The sequence below is a fragment of the Candidatus Accumulibacter phosphatis genome, assembly GCF_012939955.1.
Classification (GTDB): domain Bacteria; phylum Pseudomonadota; class Gammaproteobacteria; order Burkholderiales; family Rhodocyclaceae; genus Accumulibacter; species Accumulibacter delftensis.
In genome coordinates this window covers 106,385-126,000 of sequence record NZ_SPMY01000045.1, presented here as the reverse complement: position 1 = coordinate 126,000, position 19,616 = coordinate 106,385, and the positions used below count along the sequence as shown (strand labels likewise).

At 61.1% G+C, this 19,616-nt stretch carries 19 protein-coding genes and 1 pseudogene; 17 read left to right on the top strand and 3 right to left on the bottom strand.

Annotated features, from left to right (window positions below):
• The first annotated feature begins 281 nt into the window (after window positions 1–281).
• The 14 genes and pseudogenes from E4Q23_RS16130 (at window position 282) to E4Q23_RS16065 (ending at window position 14,388) form a co-directional block, all read left to right on the top strand.
• On the top strand, window positions 282–1,295 hold the full coding sequence (locus E4Q23_RS16130) for a TRAP transporter substrate-binding protein (RefSeq protein WP_169067577.1): 1,014 nt from the start codon (window positions 282–284) through the stop codon (window positions 1,293–1,295).
• Between the two features lie 79 nt (window positions 1,296–1,374).
• Window positions 1,375–2,079 carry a TRAP transporter small permease gene (locus E4Q23_RS16125; RefSeq protein WP_169067576.1) on the top strand — a complete coding sequence of 235 codons (705 nt, stop codon included), beginning with the start codon at window positions 1,375–1,377 and terminating at the stop codon, window positions 2,077–2,079.
• Entirely contained in the window at window positions 2,076–3,359 is a 1,284-nt protein-coding gene (locus tag E4Q23_RS16120) for a TRAP transporter large permease (RefSeq protein ID WP_169067575.1), read from the top strand. The genes E4Q23_RS16125 and E4Q23_RS16120 overlap by 4 nt, the downstream gene beginning before the upstream one ends.
• 706 nt (window positions 3,360–4,065) lie before the next feature.
• Window positions 4,066–4,494 (top strand): nucleoside-diphosphate kinase, encoded by a 429-nt coding sequence (gene ndk / locus E4Q23_RS16115; RefSeq protein ID WP_169067574.1) that lies wholly within the window; start codon window positions 4,066–4,068, stop codon window positions 4,492–4,494.
• 22 nt (window positions 4,495–4,516) lie between these two features.
• Window positions 4,517–5,633, top strand: a pseudogene (rlmN, locus tag E4Q23_RS16110) (23S rRNA (adenine(2503)-C(2))-methyltransferase RlmN).
• The gene (gene pilW / locus E4Q23_RS16105) at window positions 5,630–6,439 is read left to right on the top strand and encodes a type IV pilus biogenesis/stability protein PilW (RefSeq protein WP_169067573.1); all 810 of its coding nucleotides are present in this window, start codon (window positions 5,630–5,632) and stop codon (window positions 6,437–6,439) included. Before rlmN ends, pilW begins: the two are co-directional and overlap by 4 nt.
• Window positions 6,436–7,473: a helix-turn-helix domain-containing protein gene (locus E4Q23_RS16100; protein WP_169067572.1), complete on the top strand. Its 1,038-nt coding sequence runs from the start codon at window positions 6,436–6,438 to the stop codon at window positions 7,471–7,473. The genes pilW and E4Q23_RS16100 overlap by 4 nt, the downstream gene beginning before the upstream one ends.
• A 25-nt stretch (window positions 7,474–7,498) precedes the next feature.
• Window positions 7,499–8,743, top strand: a complete 1,245-nt coding sequence (ispG, locus tag E4Q23_RS16095) for a flavodoxin-dependent (E)-4-hydroxy-3-methylbut-2-enyl-diphosphate synthase (protein WP_169067571.1) — start codon at window positions 7,499–7,501, stop codon at window positions 8,741–8,743.
• A complete protein-coding gene (hisS, locus tag E4Q23_RS16090; RefSeq protein WP_169067592.1) occupies window positions 8,743–10,038 on the top strand; it encodes a histidine--tRNA ligase in 1,296 nt (431 codons plus the stop codon). The genes ispG and hisS overlap by 1 nt, the downstream gene beginning before the upstream one ends.
• Complete coding sequence (locus tag E4Q23_RS16085) at window positions 10,038–10,721, top strand: YfgM family protein (RefSeq protein ID WP_169067570.1); 684 nt, start codon at window positions 10,038–10,040, stop codon at window positions 10,719–10,721. Before hisS ends, E4Q23_RS16085 begins: the two co-directional genes overlap by 1 nt.
• Window positions 10,721–11,080 (top strand): hypothetical protein, encoded by a 360-nt coding sequence (locus E4Q23_RS24920; RefSeq protein WP_336511712.1) that lies wholly within the window; start codon window positions 10,721–10,723, stop codon window positions 11,078–11,080. The genes E4Q23_RS16085 and E4Q23_RS24920 overlap by 1 nt, the downstream gene beginning before the upstream one ends.
• On the top strand, window positions 11,061–11,873 hold the full coding sequence (gene bamB, locus E4Q23_RS16080) for an outer membrane protein assembly factor BamB (RefSeq protein WP_336511711.1): 813 nt from the start codon (window positions 11,061–11,063) through the stop codon (window positions 11,871–11,873). Before E4Q23_RS24920 ends, bamB begins: the two co-directional genes overlap by 20 nt.
• A gap of 61 nt (window positions 11,874–11,934) precedes the next feature.
• Entirely contained in the window at window positions 11,935–13,266 is a 1,332-nt protein-coding gene (gene der, locus E4Q23_RS16075; protein WP_169067569.1) for a ribosome biogenesis GTPase Der, read from the top strand.
• 585 nt (window positions 13,267–13,851) lie between these two features.
• Window positions 13,852–14,388: a low molecular weight protein-tyrosine-phosphatase gene (locus E4Q23_RS16065; RefSeq protein WP_169067567.1), complete on the top strand. Its 537-nt coding sequence runs from the start codon at window positions 13,852–13,854 to the stop codon at window positions 14,386–14,388.
• A gap of 65 nt (window positions 14,389–14,453) precedes the next feature.
• On the opposite strand, the gene E4Q23_RS16060 is transcribed toward E4Q23_RS16065, so the two are convergent.
• Window positions 14,454–15,275 carry a formylglycine-generating enzyme family protein gene (locus tag E4Q23_RS16060; RefSeq protein ID WP_169067566.1) on the bottom strand — a complete coding sequence of 274 codons (822 nt, stop codon included), beginning with the start codon at window positions 15,273–15,275 and terminating at the stop codon, window positions 14,454–14,456.
• Between the two features lie 410 nt (window positions 15,276–15,685).
• Between E4Q23_RS16060 and E4Q23_RS16055 the strand changes: the two genes are divergently transcribed.
• The 3 genes from E4Q23_RS16055 to E4Q23_RS16045 are packed head-to-tail and all read left to right on the top strand — an operon-like array spanning window position 15,686 to window position 18,367.
• Window positions 15,686–17,134 carry a glutamate-cysteine ligase family protein gene (locus E4Q23_RS16055; protein ID WP_336511710.1) on the top strand — a complete coding sequence of 483 codons (1,449 nt, stop codon included), beginning with the start codon at window positions 15,686–15,688 and terminating at the stop codon, window positions 17,132–17,134.
• Window positions 17,135–17,144: 10 nt separating this feature from the next.
• Window positions 17,145–18,188 carry a M14 family metallopeptidase gene (locus tag E4Q23_RS16050; protein WP_169067565.1) on the top strand — a complete coding sequence of 348 codons (1,044 nt, stop codon included), beginning with the start codon at window positions 17,145–17,147 and terminating at the stop codon, window positions 18,186–18,188.
• Window positions 18,173–18,367: a hypothetical protein gene (locus E4Q23_RS16045; RefSeq protein ID WP_169067564.1), complete on the top strand. Its 195-nt coding sequence runs from the start codon at window positions 18,173–18,175 to the stop codon at window positions 18,365–18,367. The genes E4Q23_RS16050 and E4Q23_RS16045 overlap by 16 nt, the downstream gene beginning before the upstream one ends.
• Before the next feature lie 28 nt (window positions 18,368–18,395).
• Here E4Q23_RS16045 and E4Q23_RS16040 read toward each other — a convergent pair whose 3' ends face one another.
• Window positions 18,396–18,854 (bottom strand): bacteriohemerythrin, encoded by a 459-nt coding sequence (locus tag E4Q23_RS16040; RefSeq protein ID WP_169067563.1) that lies wholly within the window; start codon window positions 18,852–18,854, stop codon window positions 18,396–18,398.
• A 305-nt stretch (window positions 18,855–19,159) separates the two neighbouring features.
• On the bottom strand, window positions 19,160–19,612 hold the full coding sequence (locus E4Q23_RS16035; RefSeq protein WP_169067562.1) for a TerB family tellurite resistance protein: 453 nt from the start codon (window positions 19,610–19,612) through the stop codon (window positions 19,160–19,162).
• Between the last annotated feature and the right edge of the window lie 4 nt (window positions 19,613–19,616).

Here is a 19,616-nt window from a genome sequence, read left to right as displayed (position 1 = left end):
TAAATCCCTGTATTCGGGCCGGGCTGCACGCTCGCCGGGGGCCACATTGGCGACTGCAGTCTCGGTGATGGCGGTGTCGACTGCCGCTTCCTGGGGTCTATGACCATGCCGTGAATGGGCGGTTGGCGTTTGCTTCGGACAGGCTCGCCCGCGCCATCTTCGTCAGCCGCGGTGGGCTGTGGATTTCCACAATGTTCGTCGGCAGCAGTCCCTGTAATATCCGCCATCGCAACAGGCTAATAATTTTGTTAACTAAAAAGTTTTCATAAGGAGGAGAGACTGTGAAAGTTACGAATTTGCTGCTCGGAGTGATGGCCTTCGCCGTTTCGGCGACCCCACTGGCGGCCTTGGCCGAGGACCCGATCGTCATCAAATTCAGCCACGTCGTGGCCAACGATACGCCCAAGGGGCTGAGTGCTGAATTCTTCGCCAAGCGCGCCGGCGAACTGACCAAGGGGAAGGTGAAGGTCGAGGTGTATGGCAATTCGACCCTGTACAAGGACAAGGAGGAACTGGAAGCGCTGCAACTGGGGGCCGTGCAGATGCTTGCACCGTCGCTGGCCAAGTTCGGTCCGCTTGGCGTCAAGGAGTTCGAGGTCTTCGATCTGCCGTACATCTTCGACAACTACGCTGATCTGCATAAGGTAACGCAGGGCGATATCGGCAAGAGTCTGTTGAAAAAACTGGAGCCGAAGGGCGTCACGGGCCTGGCGTTCTGGGACAACGGCTTCAAATCGTTTTCGGCCAACACGCCAATCCTGATGCCGGAAGACCTGAAGGGCAAGAAGATGCGCATTCAGTCGTCCAAGGTGCTTGAAGCGCAGATGCGCGCGCTGAAAGCGATTCCCCAGGTGATGGCTTTCTCCGAGGTCTATCAGGCTTTGCAAACCGGCGTTGTCGATGGGACTGAGAACCCGATGTCCAACCTGTTTACCCAGAAGTTCTTTGAAGTCCAGAAGCATCTGGCGATTACCGATCACGGTTACCTGGGTTACGCGGTGATCGTCAACAAGAAGTTCTGGGATGGTCTGCCGGCGGACGTTCGCGGTCAGCTTGAAACAGCGATGAAGGAGTCTACCGACTACGCCAACAAGATCGCCAGGGAGCAGAACGACAAGGATCTGGAGGCAGTGAAGAAGAGCGGCAAGACCGCAGTGCACGTGCCGACGCCGGAACAGCGCAAGGCCTTCAAGAAAGCGCTGATACCGGTCCATGAAGAGATGGCATCCCGCATCGGCAAAGAGCTTCTCCAGTCCGTATACAAGGAGACCGGCTTCGATCCAAGCAAGCTCTGAGCGCAGCGCAAGCTGAAGGGATAGTCCGTTGGGACGCCTGGCCCAGCGGGTTTTTTTCAGGCAGTCGGGGGACTTGCGAATGAGAATACTCGATCACCTGGAGGAATGGCTGATCACCTTCCTCATGGGGGCGGCAACGACGATCATCTTCATCTCGGTCGCGCATCGCTACGCGGCCGGTTACCAGATTCCAATCGTGCAGGACTGGCTGCTCGGGCTGAACGTCGGATGGGCACAGGAGCTGTGCATCATCATGTTCGTCTGGATGGCCAAGTTCGGCGCGGCCTATGGTGTGCGCACCGGTATCCACGTCGGTGTGGACGTGCTGATCAACAGCTTGAGCGAAGGAAACCGGGGCCGGTTCATTGTCTTCGGGATGTTGTCCGGGGCGCTGTTTACCGGCGTTGTCGGTTCGCTTGGGGCGGCTTTCGTGTGGGACAACGGTGCCCACTACGCGATCTTCCAGTTTCTCGGCATGGACACCACGGACATGTTTTCGGGGCCGACGACCCCCGATCTCGAGTGGCCTACCTGGGTTGTCTACAGTGCCATCCCGCTCGGTTCGTCGCTGATGTGTTTCCGCTTTCTGCAGGTCACGGTGAGTTTCCTCAAGACCGGCGAGTTGCCACACCACGACCACGGCCATGTTGACGGCATCGAAGAGGAAGAGATTCCGGACGAGATTCAGAGCGTTGCCATGGAAGACAAGCGGCATCCCCATGACCGGACTCACGAGAAGCGGCATCCGGAAGATCGTTCGGGCAACGGAGACCAGCAACCATGAACGCCATCATCATTTTCACGATTCTCCTGTGTCTGATGCTCACCGGCATGCCGATCTCGATTTCGCTCGGCCTGACGGTACTCAGCTTCCTGTTCCTATTTACTCAAGTGCCTTTGGAAGCCGTCGCTCTCAAGCTGTTCACCGGGATCGAGAAATTCGAGATCATGGCCATTCCGTTCTTCATCCTGGCCGGCAACTTTTTGACGCACGGCGGGGTGGCGCGACGAATGATCCGCTTCGCGACGAGCATGGTCGGGCATTGGTTCGGCGGCCTCGGCCTGGCCGGTGTTCTCGCCTGCGCGCTGTTCGCGGCTGTATCGGGATCGTCGCCGGCGACCGTCGTGGCCATTGGCTCGATCCTCATGCCGGCCATGGTCAAGGCAGGTTTTCCGAAGAGATTCGGTGCGGGCGTCATCACCACCTCCGGAGCATTGGGCATTCTGATCCCCCCGTCGATCGTCATGGTCATGTATTCGGTGGCCACCAACACCTCTGTTGGCGCCCTGTTCATGGCCGGCGTTATTCCGGGAATTGCTCTGGCCATGGTCCTCGGTGGCGTGACCTGGTATCGGGCGAAGAACAACAACTACCCGCGCATGGCCAAGGCATCCTTCGTCGAGCGCTTGAAGGCGTTCCGCGAATCAGCCTGGGGTTTGCTGTTGATCGTTATCGTCATGGGCGGTATCTACAGCGGCATGTTCACGCCGACGGAGGCTGCGGCGATGAGCGCGGTTTATGCCTTCATAGTCGCCGTCTTCGTCTACAAGGACCTGTCGTTGAGCGATGTGCCGCGGGTCTTGCTCAACTCGGCGAACATGTCGGCGATGCTGCTCTACATCATTACCAACGCCGTGCTCTTCTCGTTCATCATGACCAACGAGAACATCCCGCAAACCCTTGCTGACTGGATGTTGGGTCACGGCCTGGGGGTGATCGCCTTCCTTCTGGCGGTAAACGTGATCCTGCTGCTGGCGGGCAACTTCATGGAGCCGTCGTCGATCGTGCTGATCTTCGCACCGATTCTCTTTCCGGTAGCGATGACGCTGGGGATCGACCCGGTGCACTTCGGCATTCTCATGGTGGTCAACATGGAAGTGGGCATGTGTCATCCGCCGGTCGGCCTCAATCTCTACGTTGCTTCAGGGATCACCAAGATGGGGATCACCGAGCTTACCATCGCGGTTTGGCCATGGCTGTTGTCGATGCTGGCTTTCCTGGTTCTGATCACCTATGTGCCGATCATCTCGACCTGGTTGCCGACGAGGTTGGGCATGATGTAAGTGAGGCAACGGACGCTGGGCGTCCGTTGCGGGCGCGCGTACAGGCAATCTGTGCGCGCGCTTTTTTGCCGAGCCTTGTCATCCCCTTGCGGTCCTTAATGGCGCTCACCAGGGGCGAGGCTGGCTGGCCGACGATGATCGCTGTACGGAAATCGTGCGCGTATGCCAAGGCGGACCGCGGTTTTCCACAACAATACTCGGCACCGCAGCTTTTTGTCATGTTGCCGTCGCCAACAAGGCGATAGCCCGATTCCAGGACCGGTTCTGGGACGGAGGGGACGGGACTTGGCGACCCCGCAGGCCGTGATATGCATGAACACCGAGTAGGCCTCAAAAAGGGTGATGCGGAAGCCGATCCGGCGTTAATGCGGGGAAGGCCGTCGTCACAGGCGAATGCGAGCGAAACGCCGTCTGTGCTTCCTCCGAGGTATTGGTGACGGCATGTGTGGAAGAGGAAGGCAGATGCAACACGGGAAGCCCCATCACCTGGAGCCGCTCGGCATCCGGATCGTCGGCACCCGTCAGCCGGGCGCGCACCACCCTGCTGTCAGCCTTGGCTGACGATGCTGACCCTTTCCCAGCCCCTCAATTTCGTGCTCCGGCAATTTCGGATTTGCACCCGGGTGTTGGTATAATATGAGGTTGTGTTTCTAGCGATATGATTTGCTGTTGTTTTTTCTACTATCTTCCGTTTGGAGAATCATTTATGGCCATCGAACGTACTCTTTCCATCATCAAGCCGGACGCTGTCGCCAAGAACGTCATCGGCAAGATCTACTCCCGCTTTGAAACCAACGGCTTGAAGGTGATCGCCGCCAAGCTGGCCTGGCTGTCGCCGCAGGAAGCGGGCGCGTTTTACGCGGTGCACCAGGAGCGTCCGTTCTTCAAGGACCTGGTCTCGTTCATGATCTCCGGGCCGGTGATGATCCAGGTGCTCGAAGGCGAGAGCGCCATTGCCAAGAACCGTGAGTTGATGGGCGCGACCGACCCGAAGAAGGCGGAGCCGGGAACGATCCGCGCTGATTTTGCCGAATCGATCGACGCCAACGCCGTGCATGGTTCCGATGGCGAAGATACGGCGAAGAATGAAATCGCCTTCTTCTTCCCGGCCATGGCCGTCTACTCGGGTCGCTAGATCGCAGGTTTCTGCACCCACGATGGTCAATCTGCTCGATCTCGATGCCGCCAGCCTGACGGCTTTTTTTCGCCACGCACGGCGAGAAGCCTTTCCGCGCCAGGCAGGTGTTGCGCTGGATGCATCGTTTCGGGCAGGGTGATTTTGACGCCATGACCGACATCGCGCGAAGCTTGCGCGAAAAACTCAAAGGGCTGGCTACGGTGGCGCCGCCGACAGTCGTCGCCGACCGCGTTGCCGACGACGGTACGCGCAAGTTCCTGTTCGATGTCGGTGGTGGCAACGCCGTCGAGGCGGTGTTTATTCCCGAGGACGACCGCGGCACGCTGTGCATCTCGACTCAGGCCGGCTGTGCACTTGATTGTTCCTTCTGTTCCACCGGCAAGCAGGGTTTCAATCGCAACCTGACGGCGGCCGAGATCATTGGGCAGTTGTGGCAGGCACGGCATGCACTCGGCGCTTACCAGCCGGCGGCAAACCCCGTCGAGCGGGTGGTCAGCAATGTCGTATTGATGGGTATGGGTGAGCCGCTGGCCAACCTCGACAATACGGTGATGGCCTTGCGCCTGATGCTCGACGATAATGCTTACGGCTTATCACGGCGTCGGGTCACGGTGTCCACCTCGGGTCTGGTGCCGGCGATGGACCGATTGCGTGACGAATGTCCGGTGGCCTTGGCGGTTTCCCTGCATGCGCCGAATGACCGCTTGCGCGATGAGCTGGTGCCAATCAACCGGAAATACCCTTTGCGTGAACTGATGCCGGCCTGTCTGCGCTACCTGGAAAAGGCGCCGCGTGATTTTGTGACTTTCGAGTATGTGATGCTGGATGCCATCAACGACGCCGAAGCGCACGCCCACGAGCTGCTGGCGCTGACCCGAGGCGTCCCCTGCAAGTTCAACCTGATTCCCTTCAACCCTTTTCCGGGATCGCCGTATCGACGCTCGCCTGCACCGCGGATTCGGCGTTTCGCCGAGTTGCTGATGTCTGCCGGGGTGGTGACCACGACCCGCAAAACGCGCGGCGACGACATCGATGCCGCCTGTGGTCAGCTCGCCGGGCAGGTTCTCGACCGCACGCAGCGCACGACCCGGCGAAGCTTTGTTCTGCACCAGAATCGTCATGAGGTTTGCGGATGAGGCGCGCCGTCCTCGGGATCATTGCCTTGCTGAGCGTCAGCGCCTGTTCGTCGGGACTCTTCTCGTCTTCGCCGAGCACGCAGCAAAAGCCAGCCGAGGAAGAGCCGGACTCGCGACGGCCGACGCCACCGCGCGACAATCGCACGCGTGCCAAGCTGCATACCGAGTTGGGCTCGCTCTATTTGCAGAGCCAGAATTTCTCTGTGGCACTCGAAGAGCTGACCATGGCCATCGTCGTCGATCCGGACTACGCGCCGGCGCATGGTGCGCGTGGACTGGTGCTTTACAACATCCGCGAGATGGCGCTTGCCGACCGCGACTTTCAGCAGGCGCTGAACCTTGACCCGACCGATCCCGAGCTGAACAACAACTATGGCTGGTTTCTCTGTCAGGTTGGCAGAGAGAAGGAAGCCATGCCGTACTTGCAACGAGCGATGAAAAACGCCTTGTATGAGACCCCGGATCGGGCCTATCTGAACGCCGGTGCCTGTTACGTGAAACTCGGCGATCTGGATGCCGCCGAGGGTTTCGTACAGCACAGTCTGCTCATCCGGCCGAACAATCCGCAGGCACTGTTGCAGCTTGCGGAGATCAATTACCGACGCGGCCAGGTAGAGCTTGCCGGTCAGCAACTTTCGGATCTGCTGCGCAAGACCGAGCCCAATGCTGAGGCCCTCTGGTTAGCCGTGCGAGTCGAGCGGAAGCTGGGCGATCGCCTGGCTGAAGCCCGCTATAGCGCCCAGTTGAAGCGAAAATTCCCGCTTTCACCCGAGGCTCAGGAACTGCTGAAAGGCAACTTCGAATGAGTAAACAATCCGTGTTTTCAAATGATGACGAGCCTCGTGTGCAAGGCGGGAACGCCTCGATAGAGGGCTTTGCCGATGCCGGTGGCGTCGGGCAGCAGCTGCGTTCGGCGCGCGAAGCCAGGAAACTTAGCGTCCCCGAAGTGGCGCAGTCTCTGAAGCTCGCCCCGAGACAAGTGGAGGCGATCGAGAGCGAGGACTGGGGCGCCTTGCCCGGCAACACGATGATTCGCGGCTTCGTTCGCAACTACGCGCGCGTGCTCAATCTGGACGCTGATGCCCTGATGCGCGGGCTCGATGCGACGCGCATGCAACGGACTCTGCAACTGGAGGCTTCCGCCGGAACCAGCTCGCACTTGCCACAGGCTGACGATCGGGCTGAAAGGCGCGACTACCTGGCAGTGGTGGGTGGTCTGGTATTGCTCGTGCTGGCACTGCTGGCCTATTTTTATGTGCCGCAGGACTTCTGGAGGGAGCAGTTGGCGGCGCTGACCGGCAGCGAAACCCCGCGTACGGCTGCTGAGCTGCAGCCAAGCGTTAGCGAGCCGGCGTCGACCGGAGTGGCGCCGCTGACGGTGCCGAGCACAGTGATCCCGGCGCAGGGCGCTGTAGAAAGGCCCGGCGCAGCCATCGTGCCGAGCGCGACCGTGCCGCCTGACGGGCGGGCCCCGGTGGCCATGGTCGCTGATCCCGCGGCCAAGGCCAACGCCAAGGCCGAGACCAAGGCAGACCCCAAAGCCGAGGCCACCGCAGCTAGCAAGCCTAAGTCGGCTGCGGAGCTCAAAACCGAAGCCGCGCCAGCTGACGGCCTCAAGCTCAGTTTTGCCCAGGCGGCGTGGGTAGAGGTGCGTGACGGTCGCGGTGAGGTCGTCGCTTTCGGCGTCAAGCCGGCCGGCAGTCAGCAGGAAATCAAGGGGCAGCCGCCGTTCTCGTTGGTGCTCGGCAACGCCAAGTACGTGGCGGTGGAGTACCAGGGCAAGCCCGTCGCGCTGGAGCCGCATATCAGCAAGGGCGTGGCGCGGCTCTCGGTCAAATGAGAATCGGGCAAACGGTGGGCTCGCTATGAGCAATTCGCTGCCCGTGGCCGCGCGGCGGCGAACGCGTGTGGTCAGAGTTGGCCAGGTATCGGTCGGCGGTGACGCGCCGGTGGTTGTCCAGTCGATGACCAACACCGATACCGTTGACGTCGTGCGTACGGCAATCCAGTGCGCCGAGCTGGCGGGTGCCGGTTCGGAACTGGTGCGCATCACGGTCAACACGCCTGAGGCTGCGGCGGCGGTGCCAGCGATTCGGGAGCAGCTTGAGCGCATGGGCGTCGCTGTGCCGCTGATCGGCGACTTCCACTATAACGGTCATCGCCTGCTCGCCGAGCAGCCGGATTGTGCGCGGCTGCTGGCCAAATATCGGATCAACCCGGGCAATGTCGGTCACGGCAGAAAGCGTGACGAACAGTTCGCGCAGATGATAGAGATGGCCTGCCGCTACGAGAAGCCGGTGCGTATCGGCGTTAACTGGGGCAGTCTCGATCAGGATCTACTGGCCCGCATCATGGACCAGAACGCTCGTCGCGCCGAGCCACACGACGCCATCAAGGTGATGCGCGAGGCCATGGTCGCCTCGGCCTTGGAGTCGGCTGCTCGGGCCGAAGAAATCGGTCTGCCGGGCGACCGGATCATTCTTTCGTGCAAGGTGTCCGGTGTGCAGGACCTGATCGCCATTTATCGCGAGCTTTCGCGCCGCTGCGATTACCCTTTACATCTTGGCCTGACCGAGGCCGGTATGGGTTCCAAAGGCATTGTCGCGTCTACTGCAGCGATGGCGGTGCTGCTGCAGGAAGGCATCGGCGATACCATCCGCGTTTCGTTGACCCCGGAACCGGGTGGCAAGCGCACGCAGGAGGTGATCGTTGCCCAGGAGATGTTGCAGACCATGGGCCTGCGAGCCTTCTCACCAATGGTCATTGCCTGTCCCGGTTGCGGCCGCACAACCAGCACCTTCTTTCAGGAACTGGCGCAGTCGATTCAGGAGCACGTCCGCGAGCGCATGCCGAGCTGGCGTAGCGAGTATGACGGTGTCGAGAACATGACCCTGGCGGTGATGGGCTGCGTGGTCAACGGACCGGGCGAGAGCAAGCATGCCAACATCGGCATCAGCCTGCCCGGTACCGGCGAAACGCCGGTGGCGCCAGTATTCGAGGATGGAGCCAAGACGGTCACTCTGCGCGGCGAGCATATTGCCGCAGAATTCACCGCCATTGTCGATGCCTACGTGGCACGCAGCTATCAGAGGAAGTGTGCCGCCGAATGATCAGTCAGAAGATACAATCCGTTCGTGGCATGAACGACATCCTGCCCGACGAAGCCGAATTCTGGGATTTGTTCGACGAGACCATTCGTTCGTGGCTGAAGAGCTATGCTTACCGACCGCTGCGCCTGCCGATCGTCGAGCCGACGCCGCTTTTCAAGCGTGCCATCGGCGAGGTAACCGACATCGTCGAAAAGGAGATGTATTCCTTCGTCGATAGCCTCAATGGCGAGCCGCTGACGCTGCGCCCGGAGGGAACTGCCGGCTGTGTGCGCGCCGTCATCCAGCACAATCTGATTGCCCAGCAGCCGCAGCGCCTCTACTACATGGGCCAGATGTTTCGTCACGAAAGGCCACAAAAAGGGCGTTATCGCCAGTTCCACCAGGTCGGTGTAGAAGCGCTTGGCTTTCCCGGGCCGGACATCGACGCCGAACATATCCTGATGGGCGCCCGCCTGTGGGACGACCTGGGGCTCGACGGCATCAGCCTGCAACTCAACACCCTGGGACAAGCGGCGGAACGGGCCAGTCATCGTGCCGAACTGATCGTTTACCTGGAGCAGCACTGCGAGCTGCTCGACGACGACGCCAGAAGGCGCTTGCACAGCAACCCCTTGCGCATTCTCGACAGCAAGAATCCGGCGCTAGAGGAACTGATACTCGGCGCGCCGAAACTGATTGATCATCTGGGTAGCGAATCGATGGCCCATTTTGAAGGTGTGCAGCAGGTTTTGCGCGATGCCGGACAGCCCTTCGTGATTAACCCGCGCCTGGTGCGTGGACTCGACTACTACAATCTGACCGTTTTCGAATGGGTGACCGATCGCCTCGGCGCGCAGGGAACGGTTTGCGCCGGCGGTCGTTACGATGGCCTGGTGCAACAGCTGGGCGGCAAGCCGGCGCCGGCTTGTGGTTTCGCGATGGGCGTCGAGCGGCTGATTGCGCTGATTCGCGACGCAGGGGGCGAGACCAAGGCGGCGGCGGTCGATGTCTATCTGGTGCACCAGGGCATTGCGGCTTCGCGCTTGGCCGCACGAGTCGCCGAGGGCCTGCGCGACCGTGGCATCGATGTGCTTTTCCATTGCGGTGGCGGCAGTTTCAAGTCGCAGATGAAGAAAGCCGACGCCTCGGGGGCGGGCTTTGCGGTGATTATCGGCGATGACGAGGCCGGTGCTGGCGAAGTGACGCTGAAGCCGTTGCGCGCGATCGGCGAACAAGCGAACCAACAGAAGCGGGTCAGCGTCGATGCTGTCGCCGACGAAATCATGAACTCCATTTTGGATTGGGACGAATCGTAATGGCTACCTACGACCTCGAAGAACAGGAACAGATCGCCGAGATCAAGGCCTGGTGGAAGCAGTATGGCAATCTTATGGTGGGCATTGTGACCGCCGTATCGATCGGCGTTATCGCCTGGCAAGGCTGGAACTGGTATCAGCGCGGTCAGGCGGCCAAGGCGTCGATGGTTTATGGTGCGCTGCAGAAGGCGGTCGTTGAAGATGATTCGCAGCGTGTCAAGGCGGCCAGCGGTGAATTGCTCGAGAAATTCGCTGGCACGGCTTACGCGCCGCTGGCGGCGTTGTCGGCAGCCAAGATCATGGTCGACGCCGGGGATATGAAAACAGCCAAGTTGCAGTTGCTGTGGGTGGTCGAAAATGGCGAGCATGAGCTGCGCGATCTGGCGCGCTTGCGTCTGGCGGCGGTGCTGCTTGACGAAAAAGCCTACGACGAAGCGCTGCGCCAGCTTGAAGGGGGTAGCGGTGCCGGCTTCTCGGCCCTGTACCTGAACATGCGTGGCGACGTGTTCAGCGCCGTTGGGAAAAAGACAGAGGCGCGTGAAGCCTACCAGGGCGCCCTGGCCAGGCTCGATCAAGGCGACCCGAGCGGCAAGGGAAGAAACACCCTGCAGGCTTCTCAGGCCAATGCTGCCTACCGCGAAGTGCTGCAGCTGAAGCTCGACGCGCTCGGGGAGAGCAGTTGATGAGGCGTATGCTTGTCGCGACAGTGCTGCCGGCACTGCTGCCAGCGTTGCTGGCTGGCTGTTCGAGCTTCGATGCGTTGAATCCGTTCGCCAGTAGCGGACCGAAAATGGCCGAGTTGCAGCCTATCCAGGCGACAGCGCAGGCGCGGGTGGTCTGGCGGGAGGATGTCGGCAAAGGCAAGCCCTATACCTTCGTTCCGGCCGTGGTCGGGTCCACCGCCTACGCGGCAGCTCGCGACGGCACGGTTGTTCGTTTCGACGATGGCCGGCCAGTGTGGCGGATCAAGGCCGAGAAACAACTTTCGGGGGGGGGTTGGTGCGGATCAACGGCTGCTGGCGGTGGGCACCGTCAAGGGTGAGGTTCTGGCATTTGACGCCGCCGATGGCAAACTGCTGTGGGAGGCCAAGGCCAGCAGCGAGGTTTTGGCGCCGCCAGCGGTGGCTGGTGGGCTGGTGATCGTGCGCAGCGGCGATCATCGCCTGACTGCCTACGGCGCGGTCGACGGAAGCCGCAAGTGGATCTACCAACGTCCGACGCCACCGCTTTCGGTGCGTGTGATGGCTGCTCCGGTGGTGGTCGACAAGTATGTTTTCGTCGGCTTTCCCGGTGGCAAACTGATTGCTGTCAACGCCGACAATGGTGCACCGCTCTGGGAGGGGACGGTTGCCTTGCCAAAGGGTGCCACAGAACTCGACCGCATCGCCGACGTCAGCAGCCTGCCGGTCATCGATGGAAAAATGATTTGCGCGGTCGCTTTTCAGGGACGCACTTCCTGTTTCGACCTTGGCACCGGGAACCTGATGTGGGGGCGCGACATTTCCAGTTCGGCGGGTTTGTCGATCGATAGCCGCTACGTGTATGTCGCCGACGACCAGGGGGCCGTGCATGCCCTCGACAAAGCGACCGGGTCGAGCATCTGGAAGCAGGACCAGCTCTTCCTGCGCCAGTTGACTTCGCCGCTGGCCAGAGAAGGTCTGGTCGCCGTCGCCGACGTGGAGGGAGTGGTGCACCTGCTCAATCGCGACGATGGTTCTTTCGCTGCGCGTCTGAGTACCGATGGAAGCCCGGTACGGGCACCCTTGCAAAAGCTCGGTAACGAGTTGTTGTTGCAGACCCAGGGTGGTGGCATCTACGCGATTGGCGTCCAGTGATCGAGAGACAATCAGCAGTACCTGCCTTGCCCCGCGCGCTTCCAGATGAGGGTCGTTGCCCATGAAGCCGAGCATCGTCCTCGTCGGGCGCCCGAATGTCGGCAAGTCCACCCTCTTCAATCGGCTGACCAGAACGCGTGACGCACTGGTTGCCGACATCCCGGGTCTTACCCGAGATCGCCACTACGGTCACGGAAGACTGGGCAGCAAGCCCTATCTGGTGATCGATACCGGTGGTTTCGAACCGCTTGCCAAGGACGGCATCATGCGCCAGATGGCGCGCCAGACCGAACAGGCGATCGACGAGGCCGATGTGGTGATCCTGGTCGTTGACGGCCGCACCGGCATCACGCCGCTGGACAAGGAAATCTCCAGGCGTCTGCGTCAGTCGGCGGGGGCGGTTTTCGTGGCGGTCAACAAGGCCGAAGGAATGCAGCACGGTCTGGTGATCGCCGACTTTCATGAACTTGGCCTTGGCGAGCCGGTGGCCATCTCGGCGACCCACGGCGAGGGGGTGCGGGCGCTTCTCGACCTGGCGCTGGAGCTTTTTCCCGAGCCAGCGGACGACGAAGTCGAGAGTGACATCGTTCGCGTGGCCATCGTCGGTCGCCCGAACGTTGGCAAGAGCACGATGATCAACGCGCTGCTCGGCGAAGAGCGGGTCATCGCCTTCGACCAGCCGGGAACCACGCGCGATGCCATTCACGTCGATTTCGAGCGTGCCGGTAGAAAATATACGCTCATCGATACGGCCGGCCTGCGGCGCCGCGGCAAGGTTTTCGAGACCATCGAGAAGTTCTCGGTGATCAAGACGCTGCAGGCCATCGAGGAGGCACACGTGGTGGTTCTGGTTGTCGACGCACGCCAGGATATCGGTGAGCAGGATGCGCACATTGCTGGTTTCATCCGCGAATCGGGTCGTGCGCTGGTGCTTGCGGTGAATAAGTGGGATGGGCTGGATTCCTATGTTCGCGAACAGATCAAGGGGTCTCTGGAAAGCCAGTTGGCGTTCATTGATTTCGCCCGTTTCCACTACGTTTCGGCATTGCAGGCGCAGGGGCTGGAAGCGCTTTTCCGCTCGGTCGATGCGGCCTACAAGGCGGCCATCGCCGACCTGCCGACGCCGCAACTGACCCGAACACTGATCGACGCGGTGGCCAGGCAAGCGCCACCTCGCGCCGGGCTGTTCCGGCCGAAGCTGCGCTACGCGCATCAGGGCGGCCGCAATCCGCCGCTGATCGTGATCCATGGCAACGCCCTCGACAAACTGCCGGAATCATATCGCCGTTATCTCGAGCACATCTTTCGCGAGGTGTTCAAGTTGCAGGGGACGCCATTGCGCATTCAATTCAATGTCTCCAGCAACCCATTTGCGGAAAAAAAAGGCGCCTGACGAGGGTCGGAGGCAGCACAAATCTCTTGCCAAGCCCACAGCCGCGGCGAGAAGTCCGGCCAGGCCCGGGTCATCAGCGCGCAAGGAAGCGGTTGCCGCGAAGCCGAAGAGGCGAGCCGTCACTCGCCGCGGGTAAGCCGATAGCCGTCGCGGCATTGCCGACCGTCATTAATGTGAAAGTCGCGCAAGCGACTCACGAAACTCCCTTCTCCCCTCGCGGGAGAAGGGGCAGGGGGAAGAGGGCGGTCATGACTTTCATGATCCGGGGTATCTCGACTGTCATGATCGTTAGCCGCGCCTTGGCGATTCCCCGGGACCCTCCGGCGCGCTGGGTGCTTGCGATTTTTTTTGTCGCTAAATCCTTACAATCGCTGCACTTCGGTTGCGCTGACCGGCTTTTCAACGGATGATGAAGGCCCCTGCGGTGTGGGGCGGGCGTGGTGCGCCAGCGGACGGCGCGCAAGGAATAAGGCGATTGCCGATGCAGTGGCGGGGCGGGGCGGGAAAAATTGGCCTGGCATGCCTGTCCGGTGCCTACTTTTGGGGCTCGAACTTGGCCGAAGAACGAACGTATCTGGAAGATGCATGGTGATCAAGGTTCTATTTGTTTGCATGGGGAATATCTGCCGCTCGCCGACGGCCGAGGGCGTTGTTCGGCAGATGTTGCGTCGCAAGGAACTGGACGACCGAGTCGAGGTCGATTCGGCCGGAACGCACGGCTATCACGTCGGCGAGCCGCCGGATCAACGCACCCAACGAGCGGCTGCCATTCGCACCTATGATCTATCCGACATGCGCGCGCGCAAGGTGGCGGCCCAGGACCTCGACTATTTTGATCTGATTCTGGCCATGGATCACAATAACCTCTCGGTTTTACAACGCATCTGCCCGCCCGAAAAGCACGATCGTCTGGGGCTATTCATGAGTTATTCGAAGAACTTCGACGACGACGAAGTGCCGGATCCCTACTACGGTCTCGGCCACGGCTTCGATCTGGTCCTGGACATGGTCGAGGATGCTGCCGATGGCTTGATCGAGAGCCTCGAGCAACGATTGCTCGCTGAGGCGGTCAGCGCTGGCAGCGAACAAGCGCTGCCGAATCACCACGACAATACCGGCTAACGGGTCCGATCCGTCCGGCACGCGGATCTGGCGGGTGGCATCGAACTGTCGCGCGTCGAAATTGCTCAGGCTTGGGCGAGAGCGATCCTGAAACCGCTGCTGCGCGGCCGATAGGCAGGTCCGATGCGGCTACGGTTGGCGGAACGTGCGTAGCGGCCGGGGTCGCTCCAGGTGCCACCGCGCAGTACCCGCTGCTTGCCGTGCTTTGGGCCGAGCGGGTCCGCCTGCCGTTCACCCGGGTATTCGTCGTACCAGTCGGCACACCACTCCCATACGTTGCCGTGCATCTCGAACAATCCCCACGGGTTTACCGGCAGCGAGGCGGCGGGAACCGTTTGCTCGCGATACGGCCCCTGTCGGCCACCGGCGTAGGGATGTCCGCCGTGGTAATTGACCTCGGCAGGGGTGATTTGCTGGCCGAATACGAAGGGCGTCGTCGTGCCGGCGCGGCAGGCGTATTCCCATTCGGCTTCGCTTGGCAGGCGCGCCTGCAAGGTGGGCAGTCGGCGGTTGAGCTCGCCAATGAACCCTTGCGCATCGTGCCAGCTGACGTTCTCCACCGGATTGTCGGCGTGTTCCTGAAAACAGCTGGGGTTGACCGGCCACACAGCCAGCCAGAAGGCTTGTGTGCAGGCCGTGTCGGCGAGCCAGAAACCATGGCTCAGCCTTACTTCGTGCAGCTTTTCAGTGTGCCCACGCTCGGCTTCGTCGGCCGGCGAACCCATCAGAAACTCTCCCGCTTCGATCCAGCGAAAGACCTGGCGCGCGTGACCGACGCGCAACACCAGCGAGCGTCCGAACGGGTCTTCGACGAAGTCTCTCGTCAATAGCGCGGGGCACGGGTCAGCGAGCAGGATTTCAGTGTTTCCGGGGCGGACGGCGGACATCAAGAGCTTTCGCAAGAGTGACTGCTGCTACGGGCGACGGGCACGTGCAAGGTCACAGACAGGGCGGGTGATCAGAGTCAGCAATATACCGCGAAGAATGGCGTTTCTGGTGTCATTTTCGTTACGCTCGGCGCTCGCTCCGGGGCGGCTCGCTCGCCTCCTGGAGCGGCTAGCGATGGTCGTCGACGTACAAACGCCTCCCTGCGGCTGTCACTGGCTTGCCGATAGTGCGGCAATCGGGCTACGCTCGCGGGGGCGGTGCTCATTGCTGTGGCCGTCGCCGGTCGCAGCATACGCCTGGCGATAGCATAAAGAGCGTGCGGCGGCGCTGTATCGGGGTGACAAGAACTTGATCTACCGCAAGCGTTCATAAGGGCTAGCGAATAGACTCGGCTGTCAAATGGAGGCTGGTGTCGCACACTTCGAAGGGGGGGGCGATGGGCAAGGAGATTGGCAGTGACGGCTTTACGGCGGATGACTTCGCGCGCTTCAGCCAGCGCCTTGAGCAAGAGACCGCGCATGCCCACAAGGCGTACAGGGCGGGAGCTTTCGCCAATGCCGGCCTGGTCGCGGGTTTCGAACTTGAGGCCTGGCTGATTGATGAGCATTTCTTTCCGTCGCCGCGCAACGTCTCTTTTCTGCAGCGCATGGCCAGCCCGCTGGTGGTGCCCGAGCTTTCTCTATTCAACGTCGAGATCAACGGCACGCCGCAGGCCTTGAGGGCTACCGCGCTGTCACAGCTTGAAGGTGAGCTGACCGCAACCTGGCAGCGATGCCAGCAGGTGGCTGCAGAAGAGGGCGTGGCACTGATCGCCATCGGAACCTTGCCGACATTGCGCGAGCGAGATCTGTCGCTGAGCAGCATGTCTCCTTTCAAGCGCTACGCGGCTCTCAACGACCAGGTCTTGCGGCGACGCGGTGGGCGGCCGTTGACGCTGGATATCGCCGGCATCGAAACGCTCACCGCGACCCACTCCGATGTGATGCTTGAGGCGGCGACCACCTCTTTTCAGGTACATCTGCAGACACCGGTCAACGAGGTCGCGCGCACGTACAATGCGTCGCAGCTTCTCGCTGCACCCTTGGTTGCGCTGGCCGCCAATTCACCATTCTTGTTCGGGCGAGCGCTCTGGCACGAAACCCGGATACCCTTGTTCGAGCAGGCGGTCGATTGCCGCCAACCGGGCCATCCCGAGCATATGCGGGTAACCTTCGGTTCAGCTTATCTCGGCAAGGACCCGATGGCGTGTTTTGCGGAGAACCTGTCATCGTATCCGGTACTCTTGCCGTATGTAGAGGCGGGGCCGGTGAGCTCGTATGCGCATCTGCGTCTGCACAACGGGACCATCTGGCGTTGGAATCGGCTGCTGATCGGCCTCGAGAAAGACCAAGTGCCGCATTTGCGCGTCGAGCAGCGCGTCATGCCTGCTGGTCCGAGCGTGATCGACATGATCGCCAATGCTGCCTTGTACTATGGCGCGGTACGCTGTCTGGCCAGGCAGGCGGAAGCTCCTGAAGCCCGGCTGCCGTTTGCCGTTGCGCGCGAAAATTTCTACCGTGCCGCACGGTATGGTCTTGAGGCGCAGGTGGTGTGGCTCGACGGGCGCTGTCAAAATGTGGCCGAACTTCTCTTGCGCGAACTGCTGCCGCTGGCTCGCGAAGGACTGGCCGAGCTCGATCTTGCCGCAGGCGACATCACTCGCTACCTCGACGTGATTAGCGCGCGCCTGCGCTACCGCCAGAACGGCGCCGCCTGGCAACTTGCCCACTATGCGAAGTACCAGGATTTCTTCCGGCTTACCGCCGATTATCTTGAGCATCAACGCCGTCTCGTGCCGGTGCACGAGTGGCCGATATGAGTCCCAGTTCATGCTGACCGTACTTGAATCCCTGCCTGCGGGCTTTCTCGAAACCCCTGCCCGCGAACTGCATCGCCTGTTGAACGGTCCGACCTTGATCCATCTGCCCGGACGACGCGAGGCTCCGCTCCTGGTTTCCGTGCTGCTGCACGGCAACGAAGACAGCGGCGTTGTCGCGCTGCAAAGCGTTTTGCGTGCTCACGCCGGTCGGCAACTGCCGCGGGCGCTGTCGATCCTGGTTGGCAATGTCGCGGCGGCGCGAGAAGGCCTGCGTCGACTCGATCATCAGCCTGATTACAACCGCGTCTGGCCGGGTACCGAGCTGCATGCCGGCGCTCCGGAGCACGCAGCGATGAGCGAGGTCCATCGCATCATGCGCGAGCGCGGCGTCTTCGCCAGTGTAGATGTCCACAACAACACAGGCCTCAATCCCCTCTACTGCGTGGTGAATAGCCTCGATCAGGCGGTTCTACATCTGGCCTTGCTATTTTCGCGCACGGTGGTCTGGTTCCGTGGCCTGGCCGGTTCGCAGACGACGGCTTTTTCGCCGCTGTGTCCGTCATTAACTCTGGAATGTGGCAAGCCCGGCAAAGCGGCGAACGAAGCGCACGCCACGAGCTTTATCAATGCTTGCCTGCATCTGGCGCAGTTCCCGTCGCATGACGTCCACGAGCATGACATCGATCTTTATCACACGGTAGCGACAGTGAGGGTGCCGGCCGCGGTTTCCTTCGGTTTCGGGGATGCGCTGGCCGATGTCGATTTCGATCCGCGGCTCGATCACATGAACTTCCGGCAACTCGAGCCCGGCACGGCGTTTGGGCGCACACGCCTGGCCTTTCCGCTCGACGTCCGCGACGAGGGACGGCGTGACGTGAGCGAAGACTATTTCGCCTGCAGCGACGGCACGATCACTCTGCGGCGAACATCGACACCGGCCATGCTGACGCTCGACGCGCGTGCGGTGCGGCAGGACTGCCTTTGTTATCTGATGGAGCGCATCCCTTTTCCACACTCCGCAAGTGCTGCTCGCCACTGGTGCGCAAGCGGATAGTCAAGGATGGCTCGCTGCGGGTGTCGGGCCACCGTTTCGCGGTTGAGCCGACCACGATTGCGGAGCGTATCGCCACCGCCGCCGCTGGCAATGGAACAACGCTTGCACTGGCAACAGACGGAAAACTCGGGGCCTGGGGCGAACGGCAAGGACCGCGCCTGATTACCTTCGGGCGCTAGTCACATACGTGCCAGGCGAGGCGTGGACTCAGACCCGGGCGGAAAAATAGTGTTCGACGGCAGGCCAGTGGCTACTCGGAAGCGTGAAGTGTCGGCGTTGCGCCAGGGTGGCAATGAACCGCTTGTCGTCTTCCCTAATATGACGTTCAAACCAGAACTCGGCATAACGCAGGAAGGAATGCGCGTCGTGTCCGCCGTTACGGACATCATCCAGCGCCTTGCGTAGCAGGCCAAGAGTGCCGCGGTGGATCTCGGCATGGGCAGTGAAATCCACCCCGGCTTCATCGGCCAGTCGCTCTTCGGTGGCGAAATGCAGTGCGAAGCAGTCGATCAAGCCTTGGAACTCGGCGATATCTACGGAGATGTTTTCAAAACAGCCCGCCTTGAGCGACTCGATGCGGGTAAATACCTCCTCGTGCTGGGCGTCAATTTCTGGCAAATGGACCAACAGAGCCTCTGGCAGAAACGGGGAAAGAGCAATCTCCATTACATGTCTCCTCTGGCAAGGTTCAAAGGTTTCTAGTTATCCAGGAAGTATAGGAAGACCTTGGGCAGAATGCCAAGACAATTCTCATTAAGTCAGGCAAATATCGTCTCGACCGTCGTTTCGTGCGCTGGCGGCAATGACCTCGTCCCATTCGACCTTGTTGTCCGAAGTGATCCTGGCCGCTCGAACGCCCATGCGTTTGGCGGTAAAGTGGTCCCCTGAGTCAAGACAACTATCAATCTAGTTTAAGTTGTGCATTTGACTTTGCTAGCAGCTGGACGGCGCTGCCAGTGCCCATCCGCCCATCAGCCCAACTCGCGTGCCACCACCGCCACCGAGTGGGCGTCGGGCAGACTGGCGAGTTGGGCAAGCATGTAGTCCTTGACCAGGGCCAGCAGTTCGTCGACGCGTGCCGCGGCCATGCCGATCTCGGCGGCGACGTCGCGAACCGCCGCCAATTCTTCGTCAATCAGAGCACCGTCGGCGTAGGCCACCAGCAGGCAGGTGGCGACGAGAATGTCGCGCTGCGCCGGCTCCGTGAATAGGCCGGCGGCGTCGCTGGCGGGCGTCTCGGTCTGCAGGGAGGCGAAAGCGGGCCAATCCAGCGCCGCATTGCGACAGGCATCATAGAACTGGCCAATCAGGGCCACTTCTTCCGCGCTTCTTGTGCCATCGACGTGCGCGATGCGCAGCAGCATTTGGGTGGCGGCGACGGTCTGGGCGGCATTGAGCGAAACATCATCGAACTGGGGAAACATAAGA